The sequence below is a fragment of the Streptomyces sp. NPDC021093 genome (genome assembly GCF_044333135.1).
Taxonomy (GTDB): domain Bacteria; phylum Actinomycetota; class Actinomycetes; order Streptomycetales; family Streptomycetaceae; genus Streptomyces.
In genome coordinates this window covers 486,385-507,872 of sequence record NZ_JBIRQJ010000001.1, presented here as the reverse complement: position 1 = coordinate 507,872, position 21,488 = coordinate 486,385, and the positions used below count along the sequence as shown (strand labels likewise).

Genomic DNA, 21,488 nt, shown 5'->3' with positions numbered 1-21,488 from the left:
AGCGGTCGCACAGTCAACTTCCGGGCATACCACGGCATTTGAGGCAGGTCACTGATGCATCAGCAGGTGGAAGAGCACGCGGCCGCACGCCCGGACGCCCCGGCCGTCCGGGTGCTCGCCGACGGCCGGTGGCGCGGTACGAGTTGGCGTGAGTTGCGCGACCGAGCCGCCGGGGCGGCCGAGTGGGCAGAACGCACGGTCGGGCGCGACTCGCCCGTCGTCCTGGTGCTCGACAACTCCGCCGAGAGCCTCGCGGTGTTCCTGGGCCTCACGGCAGCCTCGGTGGACCTGCTCTGCCTGGAGGCGAACAGCTCGCACCTGGACGCCGAACGGTCCGTCGCCCGGCGGATCGGCGCGCGGTACGTGATCGGGCCCGACGGCGGCAGCAGCGGCAGCGGCAGCGGCCATGGCAACGGCAGTAGCAATGGCAATGGCAGCGATACGACGGCGTACGCGGAGGTACGCGGGGACCCGGGAGGTCCGCTGCGCGCTCCGGACCGCAGCCCCGAGATCCTGGGCCTGACCTCCGGCTCCACCGGCGAACCCCGGATCGTCCGCCAGCACCTCGCCAACATCGAGCGCGGCGGCCGCCTCTATGCCGAGACCTACGGCTACACACCCGCCGACCGTCTGCTCGGCCCGATCCCCATGGCGCACTCCTTCGGCATGATGGGCCTGGTCGCAGGCGCCCTGACGGCCGGCGCCGAGATCGTCACCACGGCCCGCTTCAGCGTCAGCGCCGTGCACACGGCGATCGACGAGGGCGCCACGGTGCTGCTCGGCACACCCATGATCTACCGCATCCTCGGCATGGCCCCCCGGCCCACGGGAAGCGGCACGGGGAGCGATTCAGGAAGCGGAACGGGAAACGGAACTGCGCTGCGCGCCCTGCTCTCCTCCGGCGGTCCGCTGCCGCCCGGGACGCGAGCGCAGGCTGAGCAGGTGCTCGGCCTGCCCGTGCACCAGATCTACGGCAGCACGGAAGCCGGGGTGATCGCGTGTCAGTACGACCGCGAGGAGCCGTGGCCCGAAGGGTCGGCGGGCCGGATCCACCCCTCGGCGACGTGGCGGATCGCCCCCGCGCAGACCGGTGCGGGATCCGCCACCGGCCGGCTCCTCGTACGCACCACGATGCTCTTCACCGGCTACCTCGACGACGGGGACGTACGGGACGAGGCCGTATTCGACGAGGACGGTCTGTACGACACGGGCGACCTGGTCACGATCGACGCCTCCGGCGACCTCACCGTCCTGGCCCGCAGGAGCACCTTCATCAACGTCGGCGGCCGCAAGGTCGACCCCGGCCGGGTCGGCGACGTTCTCGGTGCGCACGCCGACGTGGTGGAGGCGCATGTCTTCGGACACGAGGCGGACGGCGAGGAGTCGGTGCACGCGGCCGTCGTGCTGCGCGACCCGCAGGGCGGCGTCGCGGACCTGTTGACGTACGTGCGCGGCAGGCTGGCGGCCTACGAGGTGCCGCACCAGCTCCATGTCCTGGCCGCGCTGCCGCGCACGACGCTGGGGAAACCGGACCTCGCAGCGGTGAAGCGGGCCTGCGCGCTCCTGCCCGCGGTCTCGGCCGGGAGCCAGTCGTGACCGGCCCCCGGCCCCGTCCGCACCCGGATCAGGATCAGGAAATGACCGCCCCGCTCTCCGCCCCGATCACCGCCGCGAGGCGGTCCGGGCTCGGGCCGTCGAACACCGCCGTCACCAGAGCCGCCTGGAGGCGGTCGGCGGCCGGACCCTCGGCGGGCTGCCAGCGGGCGACGAGCCTGGTGACCAGTTCGACGGCGCGCAGCGAGTCGCCCCCGCGGGCGAAGAAGTCCTCGTCCGCGGAGAGCGCCGGACAGCCGAGAATGTCCCCCATTTCCTCGCCGACGATGACGGATATGCGACCGAGATTTCCGACTGCCCCGTGGGCTGCTCCGTTGACCATGTCCGCCATGGTATGCGCACCGCACCGGGATAAACACCCGTACCCTCGCATGGAGTTACTGGGGAGCCTCCTTTGACAGCGCTTCGGGAAGTCGCCGGCTACCGTCCCGAAAGGCGGGTTCCCGTGCGGGAGTTCCTGCAGAGGGATCAGGTTCCGGATGCACAGATCGCGGTTTACGAAAGGTATTTCGGATTCTCCGAGGTCCGCGTCGACGAGGAACCCGATCCGGCTTTCCAGCTCCTGCGCGCGGCCGAACGGCTGGACGGTCTGGCAGGGCACGAACACCGCGTCCGGTACGTGCTCCAGGCCCGCACGATGCCGGTGGCCGACCCCTATCCGACGAGCACCGTGCACGAGGTGCGGGACGCCCTCGGACTGCGCGGGGCGCAGGCCTTCTGCGTCACTCAGCACGCTTGCGCATCGGGCCTGCTGGCCGTGGAACTCGCGGGCCGGCTGCTGGCCGCTGACGGCGACCGGGAGGCACTCGCGCTGGTCCTGACGGGCGAGAAGGTGTTCACCGCCAGCGCCCGGGTGATCCCCGGCACCGGGGTGATGGGCGAGTGCGCGGCAGCCGTCCTGGTCGGCGCCGACGGCCCCCGCGACCGGCTGCTCGGCTATGCCACACAGACCAGGGGGGAATTCGAGGACGGAATGTCCATGGCCGACGACACGGCCGAGGAATTCCGCAAGGTCTATCCGGAGGCGCTGGCCGACGTCGTGCGCGCCGCCGTGGAACGCGCCGGCGTGGCCATGGACGACATCGCTCTGGTGCTGCCGCACAACGTCAATCGGATGTCCTGGCTTCCGGTGTTCCGCAATCTGGGAATCCGAGGAGCCGGACGGCTCTTCACGGACAACCTTTCCGAGATCGGCCACTGCTTCGGAGCCGATGCCTTCCTCAACTATCTGACCGCCCGCGAAAAGGGCAGGCTGCAGCCCGGCCAGCGGTATGTGATGACCTCTGTCGGACTCGGCGCGACTTTCTCGGCCATGGTCTTCGAACACTGAAGGTGAGTACCGAAGGTGAGCACGGAGGATGACTACGGAATGAATTCTGAAAGGGGCGCCGTGCAAGGCGCTGTGCAAGGCGCTGTGCACCCCACTCCCCCACCCCTCTGGTCCGACCGCATACGCTCCGCCCTCGCCGGCGCACCGGACGCGCCCATGGTCCTCCTCGGGAACTTCGAGGTGGAGAACCAGTGGGCCGAGAACGAACCCGGGCTGCCCCGGATCGCCGCGAGCGCGACCCGCGAGATGGCCAACCGCATGGACGAGTTCTGTCTGCTGCTCGCCGGGCCGCAGGACCACGTGGTCCTCAAGTCCGCGCCGGACCCTGACCACTTGGCACACCTCGAAGCCCTGGGCCTGGAACTTCCGCGCGTCCTCACCCCGGCCACCCAGGATCCGCAGCTCACGGTGGTCGAGGACGTCCTCGCGGACCCCGTCCTGTGCAAAGAGCTCGGCGCGCTCCCCGGGAACCCGGCCCTGTGGCCGCACGGGGTCTCCGAGCGCGAGGAGAAGCTGGCCGAACTCACAGGGCTGCGGCTCGCCCTGCCGTCCGCGCGGGTCTGCAAGGCCGTCAACGGCAAGACGTACAGCCGCGAGGTCGCCACCACGCTGGGGCTGCGCCAGCCGCACGGCTGGGTCTGCCGTACGGTCGACGACCTGGCGAACGCGGTGACGGAGGCCGGTGAGCTCCTCGACAGGGGCGAAACCGTCGTCACGAAGGACTCCTACGGCGTCTCGGGCAAGGGTCTCCTCGTCGTCTCCGAACGGGCATCCCTGGAACGCGTCGCGAGGAAGATCGCCCGTCGTGCGGAGCGCACAGGCGACGACAGGGTCAGCATGGTCGTCGAGACCTGGGTCGCCAAGCAGACCGACCTGAACTACCAGTTCACCGTCGGCAGGGACGGGTCCTTCACCTTCGACTTCGTCCGCGAGGCCGTCACCGACTCCGGAGTCCACAAGGGCCATCGCATCCCGGCCCGCCTCGACGCCTCCCAGCGCGCCGAACTCGAAGGAGCGGCCCGCGCCATCGGCGAACGCCTCTTCGCCGACGGGTACTTCGGCCCGGTCGGGGTCGACGCGATGGTCGATCCCGCGGGCGGGCTCTACCCCCTCGTGGAGATCAACGCCCGCAACAACATGTCGACGTACCAGGAGCGCGTCCGCGACCGCTGCATACCCGAGGGCAAGGTCGCACTCGCCACCCAGTACCCCGTCACCCTGCGCGGCCCGCTGCCGTTCGCCCGGCTCGCGGACCTCCTCGAAGGCCTGCTGCTGACTCCCGGCGCCCCCGCGGGACTCCTCGTCAACAACTACGCCACCGTCAACGCGGCCGCGCACCGGCTGCGGACCGACGAAGGGCGGCACACGTTCGACGGCCGTCTCTACGCCATCGCCGTCGCCGACAGCGACGACCGGCTCGCCGCCCTCGACCATCAGACAGCCGCACGCCTCGCGGCCTTCACGGAGGAGAACCGCCATGGCCGCTGAACCCACCGAACTCCACATCCAGGGCCTGCCCGTGTCCGGCCTGGCGGCGGAGTTCGGCACCCCGCTCTACGTGTACGACGCCGACGCGATCACCCGCCAGTACCAGGGCCTGCGGAAGCTGCTGCACCCCGCAGTCGAGGTCTTCTACTCCCTCAAGGCCAACCCCAACGTCGCGGTCTGTGCGCTGCTGCACTCCCTGGGCGCGCGGGCCGAGGTCTCCTCGCTGACCGAACTGGCCACGGCCCGGCAGGCCGGCGTGGCGGCCGACGACATCGTGTTCCCCGGCCCCGGCAAGAGCACCGAGGAACTCATCGCGTGCCTGGACGCGGGGATCGCGGCCGTCGTCTGCGAGTCCCTCGACGAACTGGCGCTGCTCGACGGGCTCGCCGCGGAGCGCGGGGTCACGGCGCGCGTGGCGCTCCGCGTCAACCCCAGCTTCTCGGTCAAGGGCGCCAAGCTCGTGATGAGCGGCACCAGCAGGCAGTTCGGCATCGACCAGGAGACGCTGCTCGCGCAGAGCGGCCTGGCGGAGCGCTTCCCCTCGGTGCGCCTGGTCGGCATCCACATCTACATGGGCACCCGGGTGCTCGACGAGGGCGTCGTCGCCGAGCACACCGAGCGCATCCTCGAAGCCGCCGAGCAGATCGCCGACGCGCTCGACTTCCCCCTCGAACTCGTCGACATCGGCGGCGGGTTGGGCGTGCCGTACTTCGACGGCGAGCGCGATCTTGACCCCGCGGTCCTCACCTCGCTGCTGAACCCGGTGATCGAGAAGTTCACCGCGGGCCGCCCCGGCACCCGCATCATCATGGAGCTGGGCCGCTACCTGACCGCGCCGGCCGGTACGTACGTCACGCGGGTCCGGTATCTGAAGGAGTCCCGGGGCGAGCGGTTCGCCATCGTCGACGGCGGCACCCACCACCACATGGCGGCCGTCGGCATCGGGTCCTTCGTCAAGCGCAACTTCCCCATCCGGCTGCTGAACCGCACCGGGGCGGAAGCGGACGAGGACGAGGTGTGGAACATCGCGGGCCCGCTGTGCACTCCCAACGACACGCTGGGCAAGAAGGTCCTGCTGCCGTCCCTCAGGACCGGTGACCTGATCGGAGTGCTCCAGTCCGGTGCGTACGGGCCGAGCGCGTCGCCCGTCCACTTCCTCAGCCACGGCCATCCCGCAGAGGTCCTGGTGCACCGGGGGCGACCGCTCCTGGTGCGGGAGCGGGACCGGCCGCAGGACCTCCTCGCCCGGCAGCGGAGCTACGACTTCACCGAAACGTCCGAAGGGACGGCCACGCACACCGGCTGACCACAGCCCGACAACCAGGCCGCGCCCACCGGCTGTCCGCAGCCCAACAACCAAGCCACGCCCACCAGTCGACCGCAGACCCACGACGTCACGACACCCGCCGCAAGGAGCGCACACCACCATGACCACCCACACCGGCCCCTCCGCCGACCTGGCCCGCATCACGCGGACCACGATTGCCGCACTCGCCGAGATGCGCGGCCGGGAGGCCGCCTCCATCACCGCCGACACCCGGCTCTTCGACGACCTGGGCTTCGACTCCACCAGCGTCCTCGAACTGCTGATGCGCCTGGAGGACGACCTGGGCTTCGAGTTCGACCCGGAGACGCTGGAACCAGGCGACTTCGAGACGGTCGGTTCGCTCGCGGCCCAGGCGGCCAGGCAGCTCGACGAGCCCGAGCAGTGATCCACACGTCGGCGCCCCCGCGGACGGCCACCGCGGGGAGCGCGGCCCCGCCGACGCTGCTGCGCCTCGCGCACGTACGACGGCGGGACTTCGGGCGGAACGAAGCCTTCGACGCGTCGGACCGGGAGTACTTCTCGGACCTCGCCGCGTCCGCCCGGCTCCCGGTGGACGAGGACTGCTTCGGTGCGGGGCGTACGACGTACTCGGCGATGGTCTCGGCACTGCTGCCCGAACTCGTCCCGTACGGGGACGACTTCGACCTCGCCCTGCTCACGCACGCCACGCCCGACTCGACCCCCGGCTGGTCGATGAGCCGCCTCGTGCGGTCCACCGCCAGGACCGGGCTCGCGTTCGCGGTCTCCGAGCAGGGCGTCACGTCGCCGTTCGCCGCTCTGCGCATGGCGGTGGGCGGCATCCCCGTCGAGGGCGCCCACCGTGTGCTGGTACTGGTCGCCGAACAGTCCGCCGTGGGTCACCGGGGGCCGGTGCCCGAGCCAATGCGGGCCGGGCGCGACACCGCGGTCGCGCTGGTGCTCGACGTGTCGGGCCCGCTGGGCGGCCTCACGGCCGAGCATCGGTCCGGGGTCGAACCGGACGACGTCTCCCGCGCGCTCACCTCACACCTGGCACAGCTCACGGACCGGTCCTCGGGCGGCCCCGGGCAGCCCCTACTGATCGCCGGTGCGGGCCTGACCGGGAGCAGCCACGACGTGCCCGATGGCGTCAACCTGCGCACCGCACCGCCGGGGATGCCCTGCGCCGGGATCTGGGCGGTGCTCGCCGACGAACTCGCCGAACCGCGGCGCGCCGCCAGGACCGTACTGCTCGCCGACTACGACGCGCGGTTCGGCTACCTGGGGCTGTGCCGGGTGGACACCACCGCTCAAGAGGGAGAGGTACGCCCATGACGACGCGCATGACGACGCGCATGCACAACGCGCCACCTGCGGATCTCTCGGACCCGGAGTTCCAGCAGTCGCTCGCCGGGACGGCGCGGGCAGCGGGCGCGCTGAGGGCCGTCGAGGAGCTGTACCGCGCCGTCCCCGCAGGGGCCCTGCTCAGCGGCCCGGCGGGCCACGCCCTGGTCCCCGCCGCCCGGCTGTCCGAGGTCCCTTCGGTCTGTCCCGTGGCCCTGGAGGGCAGCGGGCTGACGGTCGTAGGCACCGACAGCGCCGACCGGGCCGCCACGGGGAACATGCTGTCCACCGCCCTCGCGTGGCTGCGCCTCGGACTGTCCCGCGGGCTGTTCGACGCCTGTGTCGACCACCTGGGCCGGCGCACCGTGCACGACGCACCGTTGTTGCAACAGCAGTTGGTCAAGGGGGCGCTGGCCGACGCGGCCACGGAGCACACGGCGATCGAGACCGTGCTGCTCGCCCCCGTGCTCGACGGGGCGACCCTGGGCGACCTGCACCGCCAGCTCACCGGCGCCGACCGGACGGTGCTGCGGCTGCTCGGGGCGTTCGGCTTCACCGCCGAAGGTCCGGGCCGCGCCGCCCTGCTCTCCGAGCTGATCGCCGATGCGTACGCCTGCCACCACCACCCCGAACCAGGGACCGAACCAGGAACCGAACCAGGGGCCGCCTTGTGATCGAACTCGACCGGCGCCATGCACTGCTGCAGGCCCAGGCCCGCGAATGGTGGGCGGAGTTGCGGCCGCACGCGCTCGACGTGGACCGCGACCCGACCCTGCCCGCGCGGCTGCTGCACCACCCGGGGCTCGGCCGCCTCGGCACCCTGCAGATCCCGCCCGCGTACAACCCGGACCCGCTCACCCTCTCCGGGCACCACTTCTTCCTGATGACCGCCCTGGAACGCGTCGTGTACTACGAGGAGGCGGCCCGGGGCGACCTCGCCACCGCCCTGGCCGCCCCGGGAGCGCCCATGGCGGGCGCCCTGGTGGACGCGCTCGGGGACGAGGAACAGAAGGAGTGGTTCTACGGCCGGGTGCTCGCCGAACCCACCTGGACCTTCTTCGCCCTGACCGAGCCCGAACGCGGCTCGGACGCGGCCGGTCTGACGACCACGCTCACCCGAGAGGCGCGCGAAGGACCGTGGCGGCTCAACGGCACCAAGCGGTACGTGGGCAACGCGGTGCGCGGCCGGCTGGGTGTGGTGTTCGCACGCACGGGCGGCGGACCGCTCGGTGTCAACGCGGCGCTGGTGGAGGCCGAAGCCCCCGGCGTCACGGCCGAGCCCGTCGCCACGCTCGGCCTGCGGGGAGCCCAACTCGGCTCCCTCGCACTGGAATCGGTGGAAGTCGCCCCCGAGCGGATCCTGGGCAGACACCTGTCGCCCACCCGGCGCGGCATGGCGGGCTGGCTGCGCACCTTCAACCTGCTGCGGCCCGTCGTCGCCAGCATGGGCGTCGGCCTGGCGAGGGCCGCGCACGAGTACGTACGTACGTGTCGTGCCGGCCTCACGCGCGAGGAGCAGTGCCGGCTCGACGGCATGGAGCGCCGGATCGAGGGGGTGCGCCGGCTGACCCGGCGGGCCGCGGTCGCCGTCGACGCGGACGTCTCCGCCGGACAGCTGGCGTGCATGGCCAAGCTGCGCGCGGCCCGGCTCGCGGAGGAGACGACCCTGCAGGCCCTGGAGTTCTTCGGGGCCGGTGCCCGCTTCGAGCACCCCTTCCTGGAGAAGCTGGCGCGGGACGCACGCGGCGTCGAGTACATGGAGGGCACGGAGAACGTCCAGCGGCTCAGCGTCTTCCACGGCCTCGTCCGGGGCGGCTCCCATGGGCTCGTCCAGGACGGGTCCCACGGCTTCCGGTGCGGCTCCCATGGCTGAGGAAAAGAAGGCATCGGCCGCACGGGGCTCGCTGCGCATCGCGCGTCTCGCCGCTCCCATGGTCGTGGGCGAGATCGTCGGCTACCTCACCATGCTGATCCTGGTGGCGATGGTCGGGCGGATGGGCAGCAACGCCCTGTACGTGCGCTCGCTGTTCCTGCCGCTGGGCATGGTGTTCAGCGCGGTCAACGCGGCTCTCGCGGTCAGCACGCAAGTCGCCTGCTCCCTGAGCAAGGGCAAGGACGCCCCCGAGGACGTCTACCCGCTGACCGTGAACATGATGAAGGTCTGGGTGGTCGTCGGGACCTCGCTCACGCTGCTGCTCTCCGTGGGCGCGCCCCTCTTCGCGTCGCTGTTCGAGGTGCCCGACGCCGCGCGGGAGGAGTTCGTCTGGTTCCTGCGCTGGATGTCCGTGGTCAGCCTGCTGGGCTTCGGGCCCGCGCTGTGCGCATCCGCACTGCGGGGCTTCGGCTTCGCCCGGCAGGGCCTGGTCCTCACCCTGGTCAGCTCCTTCGTGGAGATCGCGCTGGTGGCCTGGCTCGGCCTCGGCACGGGGCTCGGGATGCACAGCCTGCCGATCGCGGCGGCCTTCTGTGCCGTCGCGGGTACGGCCGCGGGTCTGTGGCTGCTGCGCCGCGCCGGGCTCTGGCGGCGGGGCCAGCGCGCCCCGTGGCAGTCCGCCGTGCTCCGGCACGTCAAGTCCGTGGGCCTGCCGGTGGGCGCCACCCTCGGCATCATCTCCCTTTACAGCCTCGCCCTGGTGTGGGTGCTCGGGCCGTTCGGCGCGGCGACCGTGGCGGGGTTCTCCACCGCGTCCTCCGTACAGAGCCTGATCATCATGCCCGCGCTCGTGCTCGGCTCGGCCACCGCGATCATCATCAACCAGCAGCGCGGCGCGGGCTCCTACACGAGCCTGGCGGCGACCTACCGCAGCGGCATCCTGCTGTCCTTCGCCGTCTTCGCCGTGATCGCCGTCGTGACGTTCTTCGGCCGGGACGTCATCGCCCAGCTGATGACGGGCGAGACCGAGGCGGCCGGGGCGGCCGCCGGATACCTGGGCATCGTGGGTCTGACCTATGCGGTCGAGGGTCCGGTCCTGGTGGCTCTCACCCTGCTCGAACACATCGGCGGCGGCAGGCGCGCGGTGATCCTGAACGTCGTCTACTTCGGCGGGAACGTCGTCGTCGGCCGCTGGGCCGTCGCCGTGAGCGACAGCCCCGAAGGGCTCTACTGGACCGTCGCCGTCTCCAACCTGGTCAGCGCCATCGCCCTGGTGGCGGCGGCCGCCTTCGTACGGAAACTGGTCGCGGACTCCGAACGGGCCGCGGACGCCCCGGACTCCGAACGAGCCGCGGACGCCCCGGACTCCGAACGGGCCGGAGAGCAGGCGTGCTGAGGACCGACACCGTCCATGTCTGGCGGATCGATCTCGACGCGGCCGCCGCGCGGGCGGGCGTCCTGCTGCGTACGGCACTGAGCGAGCCGGAGCGGGACCGGGCGGCCGGTATCGGTGACCCGGTGCTGCGCGCCAGGTTCGAGGCCGCACGCGGTGCGGCCCGTCGCCTTCTGGGCCGGTACGTGTCGAGGCCGCCCGCAGGGCTCGGCTGGCGGACCGGCCGCTGGGGCAAACCGCACCTCGCGGGCCACGAGGACGCGCTGCGGTTCAGCCTGTCCCACTGCGGCCCGCAGGCACTGCTCGCGGTGACGGGCCCGCGTGACGTCGGCGTTGACCTGGAGCGGCCGGTCGCGGGCCGGGACGTCCTGGCGCTGAGCCGCAGGTACTTCACCGCCGACGAGAGCGCGCTCGTGGCGGCGGCCGCCGCGGTCGACCGCGAGGGGGTGTTCCTCTCCCTGTGGACGCGCAAGGAGGCCTGCACCAAGGCGGCGGGGACGCACCTGCTGGGGCACGGCCTGCGGCTCCCGGTCGCGGGAGCGCCCCGCTCCCCCGGTCCCCTCCGCGTGCACGATCCGGCCGGACGCCTTCCGGGGTGCTGGTCGGTACGCGACGTACCCGCGCCGCCGGGCCACCGTGCGGCGCTCGCCCTGACCGGTACGGCACCGGCACACCTGACGATCCGACAGTGGGAGCCACGGTGAAAGAGACACAGATCGGGACACGCAGGGCACCCATGCTCTGGGGGCAGGAGCACTACTGGTTCCTGTACTTCGACATACCCTCCTACGGCGCCACCCGGGACTGCGTGAAGATCACCCGCTCCTGGCACCTGGACGCGGAGCTTCCGGACGACGCCGTCCTCGCGTCGCTCAGCACTCTGGTGCGCCGGTACGAATCCCTGCGGACCCGCTTCCTCCACGACGACGCGGGCAGGCCCGTCCAGGAAGTGGATCCGCCGTGGCCGGCCGTCTTCGAGTTCCGCACCGTGGGCGACGCCTCGGACCTCCCGGCGGTGTCGGAGCGCCTCGCCGCGCGCCCCTTCGACCCCGCCCGGGACAGGCCTGTGAGGTTCGCCCTGGTCAGAGCTGAGGGCGGGGGTGCCTGGGTGGTGGTGACCGCCATCCACAGCGCCATCGACGGGCAGAGCTGGGTGGCCCTGGAGCGTGCGCTCCACGGTCTGGTCGGGGCCGCCGGGCAGGGCGGGGCGGCCCGGCCCGACGACGCACCGCACCCGGACGTACCGCTGCCGGGCGTACCGCAGCCGGACGCCCGACAGCCGCGCGAACAGGCCGAGTTGGACCACTCCGCCGCACGGTCCCGGTACCGCGAGCGGGTCCGCGCGTACTGGCGGGAGCGCTACCGGTCGATCCCGCAGGGCATGTTCCCCGGCTACCGGCCCGCGCCCGTGGGGCACTTCGACGGCTTCACCCCGCCGAGCCCGTACGAACGGGTGACCCTGAGGTCCCGCCGGCTCGCGTTCGCCGCAGAGCGCGTCGCCGCGGCGCACAAGGTGGCCCCCGGTGTCGTCTACCTCGCGGCCTACGGCGCGGCCCTGTCCGCGCTGTCCGGCAACGACCGCTGCGTGGTGTCCATGGACACGGCCAACCGGGCGGACCCGATGCTGTCCGCCGCGGTGGGCTGCTTCTTCCAGCCCGCGCTCGTCGTCTTCGACGTGGCGGCGGCGGACTCGTCGGCGACCCTGCTGACCAAGGTGTTCCGCGCCGTCGTCGCGGCACAGCGCTTCGCCCGGTACTCCTCGCTGGAGATGACGGAGGAGCGCGCCCGCGCGGGCCACGAGCGCGGCATGAACCTGAGGATCGGCGTCACGTACAACTACTTCGCCAGGGCACGGCCCGAACACGACCCCGAGACACCGCACCCCGACCACCACAGGGCGGCCACCACGGACGACTTCGTCGTCGAGAAGGCGCCCATCGACTGGCAGGACAACAGCGCCGACCTGTATCTCGCGGTGGAGACCGGTGAGGACGGTGTCACGCTGTCGATGCACGGACACACCTCCGTGACGGACGGCGAACGCATCGCGCGCGCCCTGCACGGCATCGGCGCGCTCATCGCCGGCTGGGCCGACGGCACCGTCTCCCCGGACACGCCCGTCCGCCGGGCACAGGATCAACTCGGCTTTCCACGGCGCGAGTTCGGCGACGGGTGGGTTCATGTGGACCACTCCTGGGTGAACACCCGGGAGTGCGCCGCGCTCCTCGCCGGACTGCCGGACGTGACGGCGGCCGACGTCTTCGCCGAGTGCGTCGACGGAGACAGCGGCAGTGACAGCGGCGGCAGCGACAGTGGCGGTGGCGGTGGCGGCAACATCAGCAGTCGGCTCGTCGCCCACGTCTCGGGGCCGACCACACCGCAGCAGCTCCGTGCCCAGCTGACGTCCGCCCTGGCCGACCGCCCGTCCCTGGTCCTGCCGCACTGGTTCGTGGTGTGCCGGGAAGCACCGGAGCAGCCCACCCCGCAAGCCTGGGCCGAGGCCCGGGTGACGGCGGAGGGCGACGGCTTCCCGTCCCGGCCCGAGCCGCCGCGCACCCCGCAGGAGCGGGCACTCGTCGCTGCGGTCACCGCCCGGTGTCCCGAACTCGTGGCCGACATGGCGACCCCCTACCTTCCGGCGGGCGGCCGGACGTCCCTCGCCCCGCTGGTGATCGACCACCTGTCCGCGGCCGGGTTCGCCGGGATCATCCCGGCCGACCTGCTGGGGCCGCTGCCCCTGCGGGCCGTCGCCGCGAAGCTCTCCCCGACCGCTCCTCCCAGGGACTGACGATGCACAACACCGACCGCGAAGCCCCCCGCGAAACCGTCACCGACGCCCACGGCGACCTGCCGCTGCCCGGTCTCCCCCTGACCCGGCAGTGCCCCTACCACCCGCCGAAGGAGTACGAGGACCTGCGCGCCCGCGGTCCCGTGACGAAGATCCGGCTCTACGACGGACGCGAGATCTGGGCGGTGACCGGCCACGCGGCCACCCGCTCGCTGCTCGCCGACGAGAGACTCACCGTCGACCGCGACAAGGCCGAATTCCCCAGACTGGCAAGGCTGTTGGCACTCGGCCGACCGGACCGTCACCCCGCGATGCGGGCCCTGCTGCGCACCGATCCGCCGCTGCACACCGAGCAGCGGCGCGCGCTGATCCCCAGCCTCTCGCTCAAGCGGGTGCAGAGCTGGCGGTCGACCGTCGAAGCGGTCGCGGACGCGCGGCTCGACGCGTGGGCGGCCCGGCCACCGGGCGAGTCCACCGACCTGTTGGGTACGTACATCCGGCCCCTGGTCACGGCGAGCATGCACACGATGCTCGGCATACCCGAGGACGACCGCGAGCACTTCCACGACCTGCTCCACCGGCACTTCGACGCGGTACCGCCGCTCGGGGAGTACCTACTGGCCCTCTGCGAGTCCAAGCGGCGCCGACTCGACGCCGAAGGCGACGCACGCGCCGAGGGCGAGGCGAGCGGCCCCGGACTCCTCGACGACCTGGCGGGCCGGGTACGGGCCGGGACGCTGACGGCCGAACAGTTCGCGCACTACGGCACCGTCCTCATCGTCGCCGGTCAGGACGTCACCGTCAGCACCATCGCGCTCGCCGTCCTCACCCTGCTCACGCACGAGGACGAACTCGCCCGCCTGCGCGCGGGCGAGGCGTCCTGGCCCGACGCGGTGGAGGAGCTGCTGCGCTTCCTGTCCCTGACCGGCGGGCTGGTACGGGTCGCCACGGCCGACATCGAGACGGCGGGCGAGGTCATCCGGGCCGGAGACGGGGTCGTACTCCTCAATCCGGCGGCCAACCGCGACCCCGACGTGTTCGAACGGCCCCACGAACTCGACCTCCGGAGGGGCGTGCGCAACCACCTCTCCTTCGGCTTCGGCGTCCACCAGTGCGTCGGGCAGAACCTCGCACGCCTGGATGTCGAGGTCGCGCTGCGCAAGCTCTTCGACCGCTTCCCGAAGCTGCGGCTCGCCGTCCCTGTCGACGAGGTGCCGGTACGCCAGGGCCTGGTCTTCGGCATCGGCGCGCTCCCCGTCGAGAGGTGAGCGTCCCGGGGCGCCTCAGGAGGCTGGTTCCTGCTCCGTCCCGCGGCCCTTCCTACGCACCGTGCTGTCGGCGCACCATCTCGGTGATCCAGACGGGCGCGTACGGAGACGTGCAGCCCGGGGACGTCGGATAGTCCTTGAGGACCTCCAGGCGCTCACCGATGCCGAGCGCGCGAGTGCGGTGCTCGGCGTGCGCGATCCCGATCTGGGCCAGGCAGTGGTTCATCGCCCACTGCAGCCGGTCCGGGGCGTCCTTCATCTCCGCCTCGACGGTGTCGAGCAGTCCGGCGAGGTCGAGGCCCTCGGGCTTCTTCGCCACGCGTTCGGTGGTCAGCGCCCACCCGGCACTCGCGACCACCGGATCCGGATCGGCGAACCAGGCCAGCCGCAGCTCGTCGGCGTGCGGGCTCTTCTTCACCACGTAGCTCACGAGCCAGTCGTGCACCTTGGGCGTACGGGCCTGGCGCATCATGGCGTCCAGCTCGTCGCGCGTGAACGCCTTCGGGCGGCAGATCAGGAGTGCCAGCAGCCGCGCCGCGGTGTCGTCCGTCTCCCAGAGCCGGACCGCGAGCTCCTGCTGCGTCTTCAGCCGCTTCGCCAGGGCACGCAGCTTGCCGAGGTTCACACCGTGATCGTCACCGTGCTTCTCGTTCACCGCGCGTGCCTTCGGGTCCTCAAGCACGGCCAGCTCGGCCATCACCTCGGCCGTCACCTCGGCCGTCACCTCGGCCACCGTCTTCTCGGCCACGGACTTCTCGGCCATCCCGCGCTCCTGTCCCTCACGCTCCTGTCCCTCACGTACGGGATTCAGCCTACGACGCGGTCGGCACACGGAGCCGGGCCCCACGGTGGGGGCGGCACCCGATGTGCCGCCCCCACCGTGGGACCCGGTCCGGCCGGCCCGCGCACCGTCACGCGGCGGCGGCCCGCTGCTTCGTAAGGTTCCTACCGTCCGTACGCTTCGCACTCCTCGTACTCTTCGTCCGCAGGAACAGTGCCGCGACGAGGACCCCGACGAGCACCAGTGCCGCGTTGGCGGCGATGGCGACGCTCACGCCGTCGAGGATCGCTCCCGCGGTGACGGCCCCCGCCGTGGTGGCGGCGACGATCGCGGACATGATCGGGGTGCCCATGGTGATGCCGACCTGCTGGGACATGCTGGCCAGGCCGGTGGCGAGGCCCTGTTCGCGGTCGGGGAGGCCGGTGGTGGCGGTGACCATGAAGCCGACGATGACCAGCATGTTGCCGACGCCGCCGAGGAAGGTGGCGGGCAGCAGCAGGCCCATGGACGCGGAGGTCGGCCCGAGGAGGAGCAGGATCGCGGTGAAGGCGGCCTGGAGCAGCCCGCCGGCGACCAGCGCGGTCAGGGTGGAGGTGCGGGAGATGACCTTCGAGGCGAAGACACCGCCGACAACGGTGCCCAGGCCCAGGACGCCGAAGGAGATGCCCGCGGTGAGGGCGGAGAAGCCGAGGGTCTTCTGCATGTAGAGCGTGAGCAGGTAGACGAGGGAGGTCTCGGTGACGAAGGCGAGCAGGCCGAGGACGTTGCCCCACGCCACGGTGGGCTTCTTCAGGACGTGCAGCGGGACCAGCGGCTGGGCGGCCCGCCGCTCGACGAGGTAGAAGACGAAGAGGAGTACGGCGCCCACGAGCAGGCCCGCGAGGGCGACGGGGTGGGTCCAGCCGTGTTCGCCTGCCTGGGTGAGTCCGTACACGATGCTCAGCAGGCCGAGGGTGACCGAGAGCGCACCGGGGAGGTCCATCTTCGGGCGGTCGGCGGGGCGGGACTCCTTGATGACGGCGGGTGCGACGAGCAGGACGCCGACCGCTACGGGCACGTTGATGAAGAACGCCCAGCGCCAGGAGAGCAGATCGGTGAGTACGCCGCCGAGGACGGCGCCGGTGGTGAATCCGGCGGACATCAGCGCCCCGTTGAGCCCGAGCGCCTTCTGCCGCAGCGGCCCTTCGGGGAAGGCCGTGGTGAGCAGGGCGAGGCCGGCCGGGGTGGCGGCGGCGGTGGCCAGGCCCTGGGCGACACGGGCGACGAGGAGTACTTCGGGGCTGGTGGCGAGGCCGCCGACCAGGGACGACAGGCCGAGCAGTCCGATGCTGGCGAGGAAGATCCGCTTGCGGCCGACGAGATCACCGATGCGGCCGAAGAAGAGCGTGAAGCCGGCGGCGCTGAGGGCGAAGGAGGTGGCGATCCACTGGAGGTTGGAGAGGGAGAAGCCGAGGCCGTCTCCGATGGCGGGCAGCGCCACGTTCAGGATCGAGAAGTCGACGGCAAGCATGAACTGGGCGATGAGGAGGACGGCGAGGATCACTCGGAGGTTGCCGGTGAGCTTCTGCGGCGGAGCGGCAACACCGAGTGGAGCAGGCGCAGTTGTGGTGCTGGACATGGCAGGAAGTTCCTTCCGGGACGCTTAAACGGGTCTGGAGTTCCGTTACGTCGAAGAAAGTAGCACCCTCGCCTCTCGTAAGGGAACCCCAGTTCCGATTAGAGTTGTCCCGTACGCACATCCCTGCCGAAGGAGCCAGCCATGTCAGCCATGACGGAACCCACCGCCCCCGGCACCGTCCGCCCCGGCGGCCGCACCGCCCGGGTGCGCGAGGCGGTTCTCGGCGCGGCGGGCGACCTCCTCGCGGAACACGGCTTCACCGCCCTCGACCTGGCGGAGATCTCCCGTATCGCGGGGGTCGGCAAGACGACCGTCTACCGCCGCTGGGGCACCCCGGGCGCCCTGGCCGCCGACCTGCTCGACGACATGGCCGAACAGTCCCTCCCCCGCGCCAGGACCGGCAGCGCGGAGCAGGACCTCCGGGAGAACGCCCGCCTCGTCGTCAAGACCCTCACCGACCCCCGCCAGGGCCGCCTCTTCAAGTCCCTGATCGCCGCCTCCCTCTGCAACGACCAGGCCGCCCAGGCCCTGCACCGCTTCTACGCCGTACGCATCACGGAGTGGGCGGGCTGCGTCACGGACGCGGTCGAACGCGGCGAACTCCCGGCCGCGACCGATCCGCGCCGGGTGGTCGCCGCCGTTTCCGCGCCCCTCTACTACGCGTTCCTCAACACCGGCGAAGCACTGGACGAGGCGGCGGCGGACCGCGCGGCGGCGGCGGCAGTGGCCGCCGCGCGCGCGGGGGCGATGGCCTGACCACGGGGCGCCACCTCGAAGGACAGCCCCCCGACTCGGCGCCCGCCTCGGCGCCGTATGCGGAGGGATGAAAGGATCACGGCCATGACCGAGCCCACGCACAAGGGGGAGACCGACGCCCAACTGGCCCTGACCGCGGCCCGGTCGGGCGCGGCCGTGGTGCGCCGCATGTACGGGACGTCGATGGCGCGGGTCGAGAAGTCCGCCGGTGACTTCGCGACCGCCGCGGACCTCGCGGCGGAGCGGGCGGTCCTCGACGTTCTGCGCACCGCGCGGCCCGACGATGCGGTGACGGGCGAGGAGACCGGCCGCACCGGCGCGGCAGGCGCACGGCGCAGCTGGCTGGTCGACCCGTTGTGCGGCACGCTCAACTACGCCGTGCGCACCATGCTGGTCGCGGTGAACGTCGCCCTCCGGGTGGATTCCGGCACCGCGGCGGCCGCGGCGGCCGACCCGTTCTCCGACGAGGTCTTCTGGACCGACGGCGTCCGCGCCCAGGTCCGCCGGAACGGCACCGACGAGGAACTGACCCCCTCGTCGGCCTCCCGCCTGGTGGACCTCAACCTCGATCCGCCGTTCCCCCACGCACCGGGCTTCCGGGCCGCCCGGCTCCTCAACTCCCCCGAGTTCGCCGAGCACTTCCGCCCGCGCGTCGTCTCCACCACCCTGGCCCTGGCCTGGGTGGCCGCCGGCCGGCGGGCCGCGTACGTCACGGACGGCGGCGATCTGCGCGCCAGCGTGCACTTCGCGGCCGGGATCGCCCTGTGCGAAGCCGCCGGCTGCGTGGTGACCGGCATCGACGGCCGACCGCTGGACGCCGGTACGGGCGGCCTGATCGCGACGGCCGACCGGCGGACGCACGCCACCTTGCTGGAGCTGGCCGGGAACCAGCTCCAGCAAGGCGAGGAAGCCTGACCGCTCAGCCGCCTCAGTCGCCTCAGTCGTCGATCGCGCTGTACGTCGCCGTCCAGAAGTCCTTGGCGAGCCGAGGTACGTCCTGGGTGTCCTGCGCGGTCTGGGTCAGCAGGATTCCGGTCAGCCCCGCGGCGGGGTCGGCCTGGACCGTCGTACCGAGTCCGCCGTCCCAGCCGAACTGCCCCACCCCCGCGTGGTCGATCCTCCGGGTACGGACGCCCATGCCGAAGCCGAAGCCGCCGTGGGTGCCGAAGTGCTCGGTGAAGGCGTCCTTCTCGGTCTTCTGGGCGGGGGTGAGGTGATCCATCGTCATCAGCTCCACGGAGGCCCGGGAGAGAATCCGCTCGTCCCCCGACTTCCCTCCGTTCAGGAGCATTCGGTAGAAGGCGTGGAAGTCGTCGACGGTCGACGCGAGTCCGGCGCCGCCCACCTCGAAGTCGGGCGGGCTGCTGTACGCCCCGCCGGCCGCCTCGTCCCAGACGGCGAGCTTCCCGGTCTCCTGGTCGTGCGCGTAACTCGTCGGCAGCCGGTGGATCTTCTCCGCGGGCACGTGGAACCCCGTGTCCTTCATCCCCAGCGGCGCGAAGACGCGCTCCTGGAGGAAGCCGCCGAAGGACTGCCCAGCGACCCTCGCGACGAGGATGCCGAGTACGTCGGAACCGGTGTTGTAGATCCAGCGTTCGCCCGGCTGGCGCATCAGCGGGAGGGTGCCGAGGCGGCGGAGCCATTCGTCGGGGCCGCAGGCGGGCACCGTACCGTCGCTGCCGAGGCCCAGCTCGGCGATCGCGCGCTGGACGGGGTACGTGCCGGGGGCGGCGAGCACGGCACCGAAGCCGAAGGTGAGGGTCAGCAAGTCCCGTACGGTAATGGGGCGTTGGGCCGGGACGGTGTCGTCGAGCGCGCTGTCGATGCTCCGCAGGACCCGACGGTCCGCCAGCTCCGGCAGCCACTCGTCGACCGGGTCGTCGAGCCGCAGCAGGCACTCCTCGACGAGGATCATGACGGCGGCGGCCGTGACCGGCTTGGTGGCGGAGGCCATCCGGAAGATGGTGTCCCGCCGCATCGGCGCGCCCGCGCCGCCCTCCTCGAAGGTCCCCGCCGTCTCGACATGAACCTCGCCGCGGTGCGCGACGAGGGCGACCAGCCCGGGAACCGCCCCGGACTCGACGTGCCCGGCGAGCACACGGCCCAGCCGCCGCAGCCCCTTCTCGGAGAACCCGCCGCGCCGGCCGACAGCCTGCACCCCGCCCACCCCACTCGCCCCACCGGCCCCGCTCGCCCAACCGGCCAGACCGGCCCGGCTCATGGACTCGGCGAAGATCTCTTCCCAGTTCCCGTACTTCGTCATGGCGCCTCTCCCCTGCGACAAACACTTCGGTGCGTACGATGTTCTCTCGATGCGCACACTGTACGCACGAAGCGGTGTCGGGCACAACCCCCCATCCCCCCCCCAGGCACATTGCCGCCGAAACCACCGCGGCCACCGCGGCTGCTGTGACCGCCGTGACCGCTGTGACCGCCGTGACCGCTGAAGAATCCGGATGCACCGCCGCCGCTCCCTGCGGCACACTCCCCCGATGAGCCCCAACGCACTCAGAACCTCGCAGCAGCGCGCACTCCGCCACGTCGCAGCACTGTCGTCGGGCAGGCCGCTCGACACCCGGCTGCGCATCACGCTCAACTTCCATCCGGACCGCCCGGCCGACGGTCAGCCGATCCTGGAGAAGCTGGCGGACGACGGGACGTACCTCTCCCAGTTCGTCACGGGAACCAGCAACGGCGGGCTGACCGCCCGTCCGGGCGGCGACCGGTGGCGCTGGGAGAGCCGGATCTTCGGCGGCGCGTACGACAGGGCCCCCGCCAGGGAACGCCCCGTCTACGGCGCGTTGAACTTCCGGCACCTGGCCGTCGGAGCAGCGCCGCGCTTCGGCTCGGCCCATCTCCGCCTGACCGGGGAGAGTCTCGACCGGGCCACGTTCTGCTATCCGGACAGCTTCACCGAGCCCTCGGACTTCGGCGTCGCCGCACGGATGTCACTCATCGAGCTCGCCGAGGCCGACCGGCGGGACGCGCTCGACGACTACATCGAGGCCCAGGTGCACGGCCCCGTCGGACTGGACCGCGACGTCGAGGCGCTGGTCCTGGACCCGAGCTTCCGCGGCACGGCGGTCGAGGCCGCCGCGCACCGCCTCCCGTTCCCCGTCGAGTGGCACCCCGGCCTCCGCCTCGCCGTCGCGGAACTGCGCCGCCATCCGGACTACCGGGGTCAGGAGTACGTGGAGCTGGGCGCCGAGATCGCGGAGGACGGACTCCTCGACCCCCGCGTCGTCGGAGCGGCCGCCCGCTCCGGCCGCCACGACCCGCAGGCCGTCAAGAAGGTCTGGCACTGCCTGGCCCGCTTCGGCTCCCCGGTGGCCGTGGAGCCGCCCACGGCACCTGCTTCAACTCCGCCCGACCGGAGGGCCGTTCATCTGTGACGAGGTGCGGGGTTCCGTTACAGGGCGTCCGAAAGCATCTGGTCAAGTTGGCTTGTTCGATGCCGGTTGATCAAAGTTGGCACGTGTCAGGATCTCTGCGACCGCTCCACAGGCCTCCACCCGGCACGGCTCTCACCCGGCACGGCTCTCACTCGGCACGGCTCTCCAAGGGGAACTCCATGCGCCTGCGTCAACGCTTCGCCGCCACCGCCGTTTCGCTCGTCGTCGCCGCGGGCGGCCTGGTGGCCCTCACCGCTCCCGCCGCGTCCGCCGCCGCCACCGGCCAGCAGAGCTGCACCGGCTGGCCGGTCACCGGCAGCGGGGGGCACGCGGGCTGGGAGTTCCAGTGCACCGGCAGCCTCGGCACCAGCTGGAGGACCTCCATCGTGTGTCTCGGCGCCCCGCAGCCCTACACACACTACGGAAACATCGTGGGGAAGAAGGCCGGCAGGTCGACCGCGTGGTGCGCGGTGCCCGGTCACTGGGTCCGGGACGGCGGCGGAGACATCGTTCCCGCCTAGAACTGGCGACGCCGTTCCGGCCTGAGCGGAGCTGGTG

At 71.9% G+C, this 21,488-nt stretch carries 20 protein-coding genes; 16 read left to right on the top strand and 4 right to left on the bottom strand.

The window, feature by feature from the left end; translation table 11 throughout:
- Positions 1 to 54 precede the first annotated feature (54 nt).
- Positions 55 to 1,596 carry a class I adenylate-forming enzyme family protein gene (locus ACH4SP_RS02335; RefSeq protein WP_398408310.1) on the top strand — a complete coding sequence of 514 codons (1,542 nt, stop codon included), beginning with the start codon at positions 55 to 57 and terminating at the stop codon, positions 1,594 to 1,596.
- A 34-nt stretch (positions 1,597 to 1,630) separates the two neighbouring features.
- Here the strand turns inward: ACH4SP_RS02335 and ACH4SP_RS02330 are convergent, their stop codons facing one another.
- Positions 1,631 to 1,936: a phosphopantetheine-binding protein gene (locus tag ACH4SP_RS02330; protein WP_398408308.1), complete on the bottom strand. Its 306-nt coding sequence runs from the start codon at positions 1,934 to 1,936 to the stop codon at positions 1,631 to 1,633.
- A 123-nt stretch (positions 1,937 to 2,059) separates the two neighbouring features.
- Between ACH4SP_RS02330 and ACH4SP_RS02325 the strand changes: the two genes are divergently transcribed.
- From ACH4SP_RS02325 to ACH4SP_RS02275, 11 genes are all read left to right on the top strand, one after another.
- A complete protein-coding gene (locus ACH4SP_RS02325) occupies positions 2,060 to 2,944 on the top strand; it encodes a ketoacyl-ACP synthase III family protein (RefSeq protein ID WP_398408306.1) in 885 nt (294 codons plus the stop codon).
- A gap of 84 nt (positions 2,945 to 3,028) precedes the next feature.
- The gene (locus ACH4SP_RS02320; protein WP_398408305.1) at positions 3,029 to 4,432 is read left to right on the top strand and encodes an ATP-grasp domain-containing protein; all 1,404 of its coding nucleotides are present in this window, start codon (positions 3,029 to 3,031) and stop codon (positions 4,430 to 4,432) included.
- A complete protein-coding gene (gene lysA / locus ACH4SP_RS02315) occupies positions 4,422 to 5,738 on the top strand; it encodes a diaminopimelate decarboxylase (RefSeq protein WP_398408303.1) in 1,317 nt (438 codons plus the stop codon). Before ACH4SP_RS02320 ends, lysA begins: the two co-directional genes overlap by 11 nt.
- Positions 5,739 to 5,859: 121 nt before the next feature.
- Positions 5,860 to 6,144 (top strand): acyl carrier protein, encoded by a 285-nt coding sequence (locus ACH4SP_RS02310; RefSeq protein ID WP_398408301.1) that lies wholly within the window; start codon positions 5,860 to 5,862, stop codon positions 6,142 to 6,144.
- Complete coding sequence (locus ACH4SP_RS02305; RefSeq protein ID WP_398408299.1) at positions 6,141 to 7,052, top strand: hypothetical protein; 912 nt, start codon at positions 6,141 to 6,143, stop codon at positions 7,050 to 7,052. Before ACH4SP_RS02310 ends, ACH4SP_RS02305 begins: the two co-directional genes overlap by 4 nt.
- A complete protein-coding gene (locus ACH4SP_RS02300; protein ID WP_398408297.1) occupies positions 7,049 to 7,735 on the top strand; it encodes an acyl-CoA dehydrogenase family protein in 687 nt (228 codons plus the stop codon). Before ACH4SP_RS02305 ends, ACH4SP_RS02300 begins: the two co-directional genes overlap by 4 nt.
- Positions 7,732 to 8,934 (top strand): acyl-CoA dehydrogenase family protein, encoded by a 1,203-nt coding sequence (locus ACH4SP_RS02295; RefSeq protein ID WP_398408295.1) that lies wholly within the window; start codon positions 7,732 to 7,734, stop codon positions 8,932 to 8,934. The genes ACH4SP_RS02300 and ACH4SP_RS02295 overlap by 4 nt, the downstream gene beginning before the upstream one ends.
- Positions 8,927 to 10,330 carry an MATE family efflux transporter gene (locus ACH4SP_RS02290; RefSeq protein ID WP_398408293.1) on the top strand — a complete coding sequence of 468 codons (1,404 nt, stop codon included), beginning with the start codon at positions 8,927 to 8,929 and terminating at the stop codon, positions 10,328 to 10,330. The genes ACH4SP_RS02295 and ACH4SP_RS02290 overlap by 8 nt, the downstream gene beginning before the upstream one ends.
- Entirely contained in the window at positions 10,324 to 11,031 is a 708-nt protein-coding gene (locus tag ACH4SP_RS02285; protein ID WP_398408291.1) for a 4'-phosphopantetheinyl transferase family protein, read from the top strand. The genes ACH4SP_RS02290 and ACH4SP_RS02285 overlap by 7 nt, the downstream gene beginning before the upstream one ends.
- The gene (locus ACH4SP_RS02280) at positions 11,028 to 13,115 is read left to right on the top strand and encodes a condensation domain-containing protein (RefSeq protein WP_398408290.1); all 2,088 of its coding nucleotides are present in this window, start codon (positions 11,028 to 11,030) and stop codon (positions 13,113 to 13,115) included. The genes ACH4SP_RS02285 and ACH4SP_RS02280 overlap by 4 nt, the downstream gene beginning before the upstream one ends.
- Before the next feature lie 2 nt (positions 13,116 to 13,117).
- Complete coding sequence (locus ACH4SP_RS02275; RefSeq protein WP_398408289.1) at positions 13,118 to 14,383, top strand: cytochrome P450; 1,266 nt, start codon at positions 13,118 to 13,120, stop codon at positions 14,381 to 14,383.
- 52 nt (positions 14,384 to 14,435) lie between these two features.
- On the opposite strand, the gene ACH4SP_RS02270 is transcribed toward ACH4SP_RS02275, so the two are convergent.
- Together ACH4SP_RS02270 and ACH4SP_RS02265 are read right to left on the bottom strand one after the other, a co-directional pair.
- Positions 14,436 to 15,146, bottom strand: coding sequence for a DNA alkylation repair protein (locus ACH4SP_RS02270; RefSeq protein ID WP_398408288.1), 711 nt, complete (start codon positions 15,144 to 15,146; stop codon positions 14,436 to 14,438).
- Between the two features lie 148 nt (positions 15,147 to 15,294).
- The gene (locus ACH4SP_RS02265) at positions 15,295 to 16,782 is read right to left on the bottom strand and encodes an MFS transporter (RefSeq protein ID WP_398408287.1); all 1,488 of its coding nucleotides are present in this window, start codon (positions 16,780 to 16,782) and stop codon (positions 15,295 to 15,297) included.
- Positions 16,783 to 16,932: 150 nt separating this feature from the next.
- Between ACH4SP_RS02265 and ACH4SP_RS02260 the strand changes: the two genes are divergently transcribed.
- Positions 16,933 to 17,538: a TetR/AcrR family transcriptional regulator C-terminal ligand-binding domain-containing protein gene (locus ACH4SP_RS02260; RefSeq protein WP_398409506.1), complete on the top strand. Its 606-nt coding sequence runs from the start codon at positions 16,933 to 16,935 to the stop codon at positions 17,536 to 17,538.
- 84 nt (positions 17,539 to 17,622) lie between these two features.
- Positions 17,623 to 18,453, top strand: a complete 831-nt coding sequence (locus ACH4SP_RS02255; RefSeq protein WP_398408286.1) for an inositol monophosphatase family protein — start codon at positions 17,623 to 17,625, stop codon at positions 18,451 to 18,453.
- A gap of 22 nt (positions 18,454 to 18,475) precedes the next feature.
- Here ACH4SP_RS02255 and ACH4SP_RS02250 read toward each other — a convergent pair whose 3' ends face one another.
- On the bottom strand, positions 18,476 to 19,801 hold the full coding sequence (locus ACH4SP_RS02250) for a serine hydrolase domain-containing protein (RefSeq protein ID WP_398408285.1): 1,326 nt from the start codon (positions 19,799 to 19,801) through the stop codon (positions 18,476 to 18,478).
- 229 nt (positions 19,802 to 20,030) lie between these two features.
- Here ACH4SP_RS02250 and ACH4SP_RS02245 point away from each other — a divergent pair, with 229 nt between their 5' ends.
- Positions 20,031 to 20,930 (top strand): DUF3626 domain-containing protein, encoded by a 900-nt coding sequence (locus tag ACH4SP_RS02245; protein ID WP_398408284.1) that lies wholly within the window; start codon positions 20,031 to 20,033, stop codon positions 20,928 to 20,930.
- Between the two features lie 179 nt (positions 20,931 to 21,109).
- Positions 21,110 to 21,451 (top strand): hypothetical protein, encoded by a 342-nt coding sequence (locus tag ACH4SP_RS02240; RefSeq protein WP_398408283.1) that lies wholly within the window; start codon positions 21,110 to 21,112, stop codon positions 21,449 to 21,451.
- The last annotated feature ends 37 nt before the right edge of the window (positions 21,452 to 21,488 follow it).

What these genes read in the sequence shown, in the direction of transcription:
- ACH4SP_RS02335 (WP_398408310.1), top strand. Translation starts at nt 55, where the DNA reads ATGCATCAGCAGGTGGAAGAGCACGCGGCCGCACGCCCGGACGCCCCG.
- ACH4SP_RS02265 (WP_398408287.1), bottom strand. Translation starts at nt 16,782, where the DNA reads ATGTCCAGCACCACAACTGCGCCTGCTCCACTCGGTGTTGCCGCTCCG.
- ACH4SP_RS02290 (WP_398408293.1), top strand. Translation starts at nt 8,927, where the DNA reads ATGGCTGAGGAAAAGAAGGCATCGGCCGCACGGGGCTCGCTGCGCATC.
- ACH4SP_RS02250 (WP_398408285.1), bottom strand. Translation starts at nt 19,801, where the DNA reads ATGACGAAGTACGGGAACTGGGAAGAGATCTTCGCCGAGTCCATGAGC.
- ACH4SP_RS02270 (WP_398408288.1), bottom strand. Translation starts at nt 15,146, where the DNA reads ATGGCCGAGAAGTCCGTGGCCGAGAAGACGGTGGCCGAGGTGACGGCC.
- lysA (WP_398408303.1), top strand. Translation starts at nt 4,422, where the DNA reads ATGGCCGCTGAACCCACCGAACTCCACATCCAGGGCCTGCCCGTGTCC.
- ACH4SP_RS02330 (WP_398408308.1), bottom strand. Translation starts at nt 1,936, where the DNA reads ATGGTCAACGGAGCAGCCCACGGGGCAGTCGGAAATCTCGGTCGCATA.
- ACH4SP_RS02310 (WP_398408301.1), top strand. Translation starts at nt 5,860, where the DNA reads ATGACCACCCACACCGGCCCCTCCGCCGACCTGGCCCGCATCACGCGG.
- ACH4SP_RS02300 (WP_398408297.1), top strand. Translation starts at nt 7,049, where the DNA reads ATGACGACGCGCATGACGACGCGCATGCACAACGCGCCACCTGCGGAT.
- ACH4SP_RS02275 (WP_398408289.1), top strand. Translation starts at nt 13,118, where the DNA reads ATGCACAACACCGACCGCGAAGCCCCCCGCGAAACCGTCACCGACGCC.
- ACH4SP_RS02260 (WP_398409506.1), top strand. Translation starts at nt 16,933, where the DNA reads ATGACGGAACCCACCGCCCCCGGCACCGTCCGCCCCGGCGGCCGCACC.
- ACH4SP_RS02255 (WP_398408286.1), top strand. Translation starts at nt 17,623, where the DNA reads ATGACCGAGCCCACGCACAAGGGGGAGACCGACGCCCAACTGGCCCTG.
- ACH4SP_RS02245 (WP_398408284.1), top strand. Translation starts at nt 20,031, where the DNA reads ATGAGCCCCAACGCACTCAGAACCTCGCAGCAGCGCGCACTCCGCCAC.
- ACH4SP_RS02240 (WP_398408283.1), top strand. Translation starts at nt 21,110, where the DNA reads ATGCGCCTGCGTCAACGCTTCGCCGCCACCGCCGTTTCGCTCGTCGTC.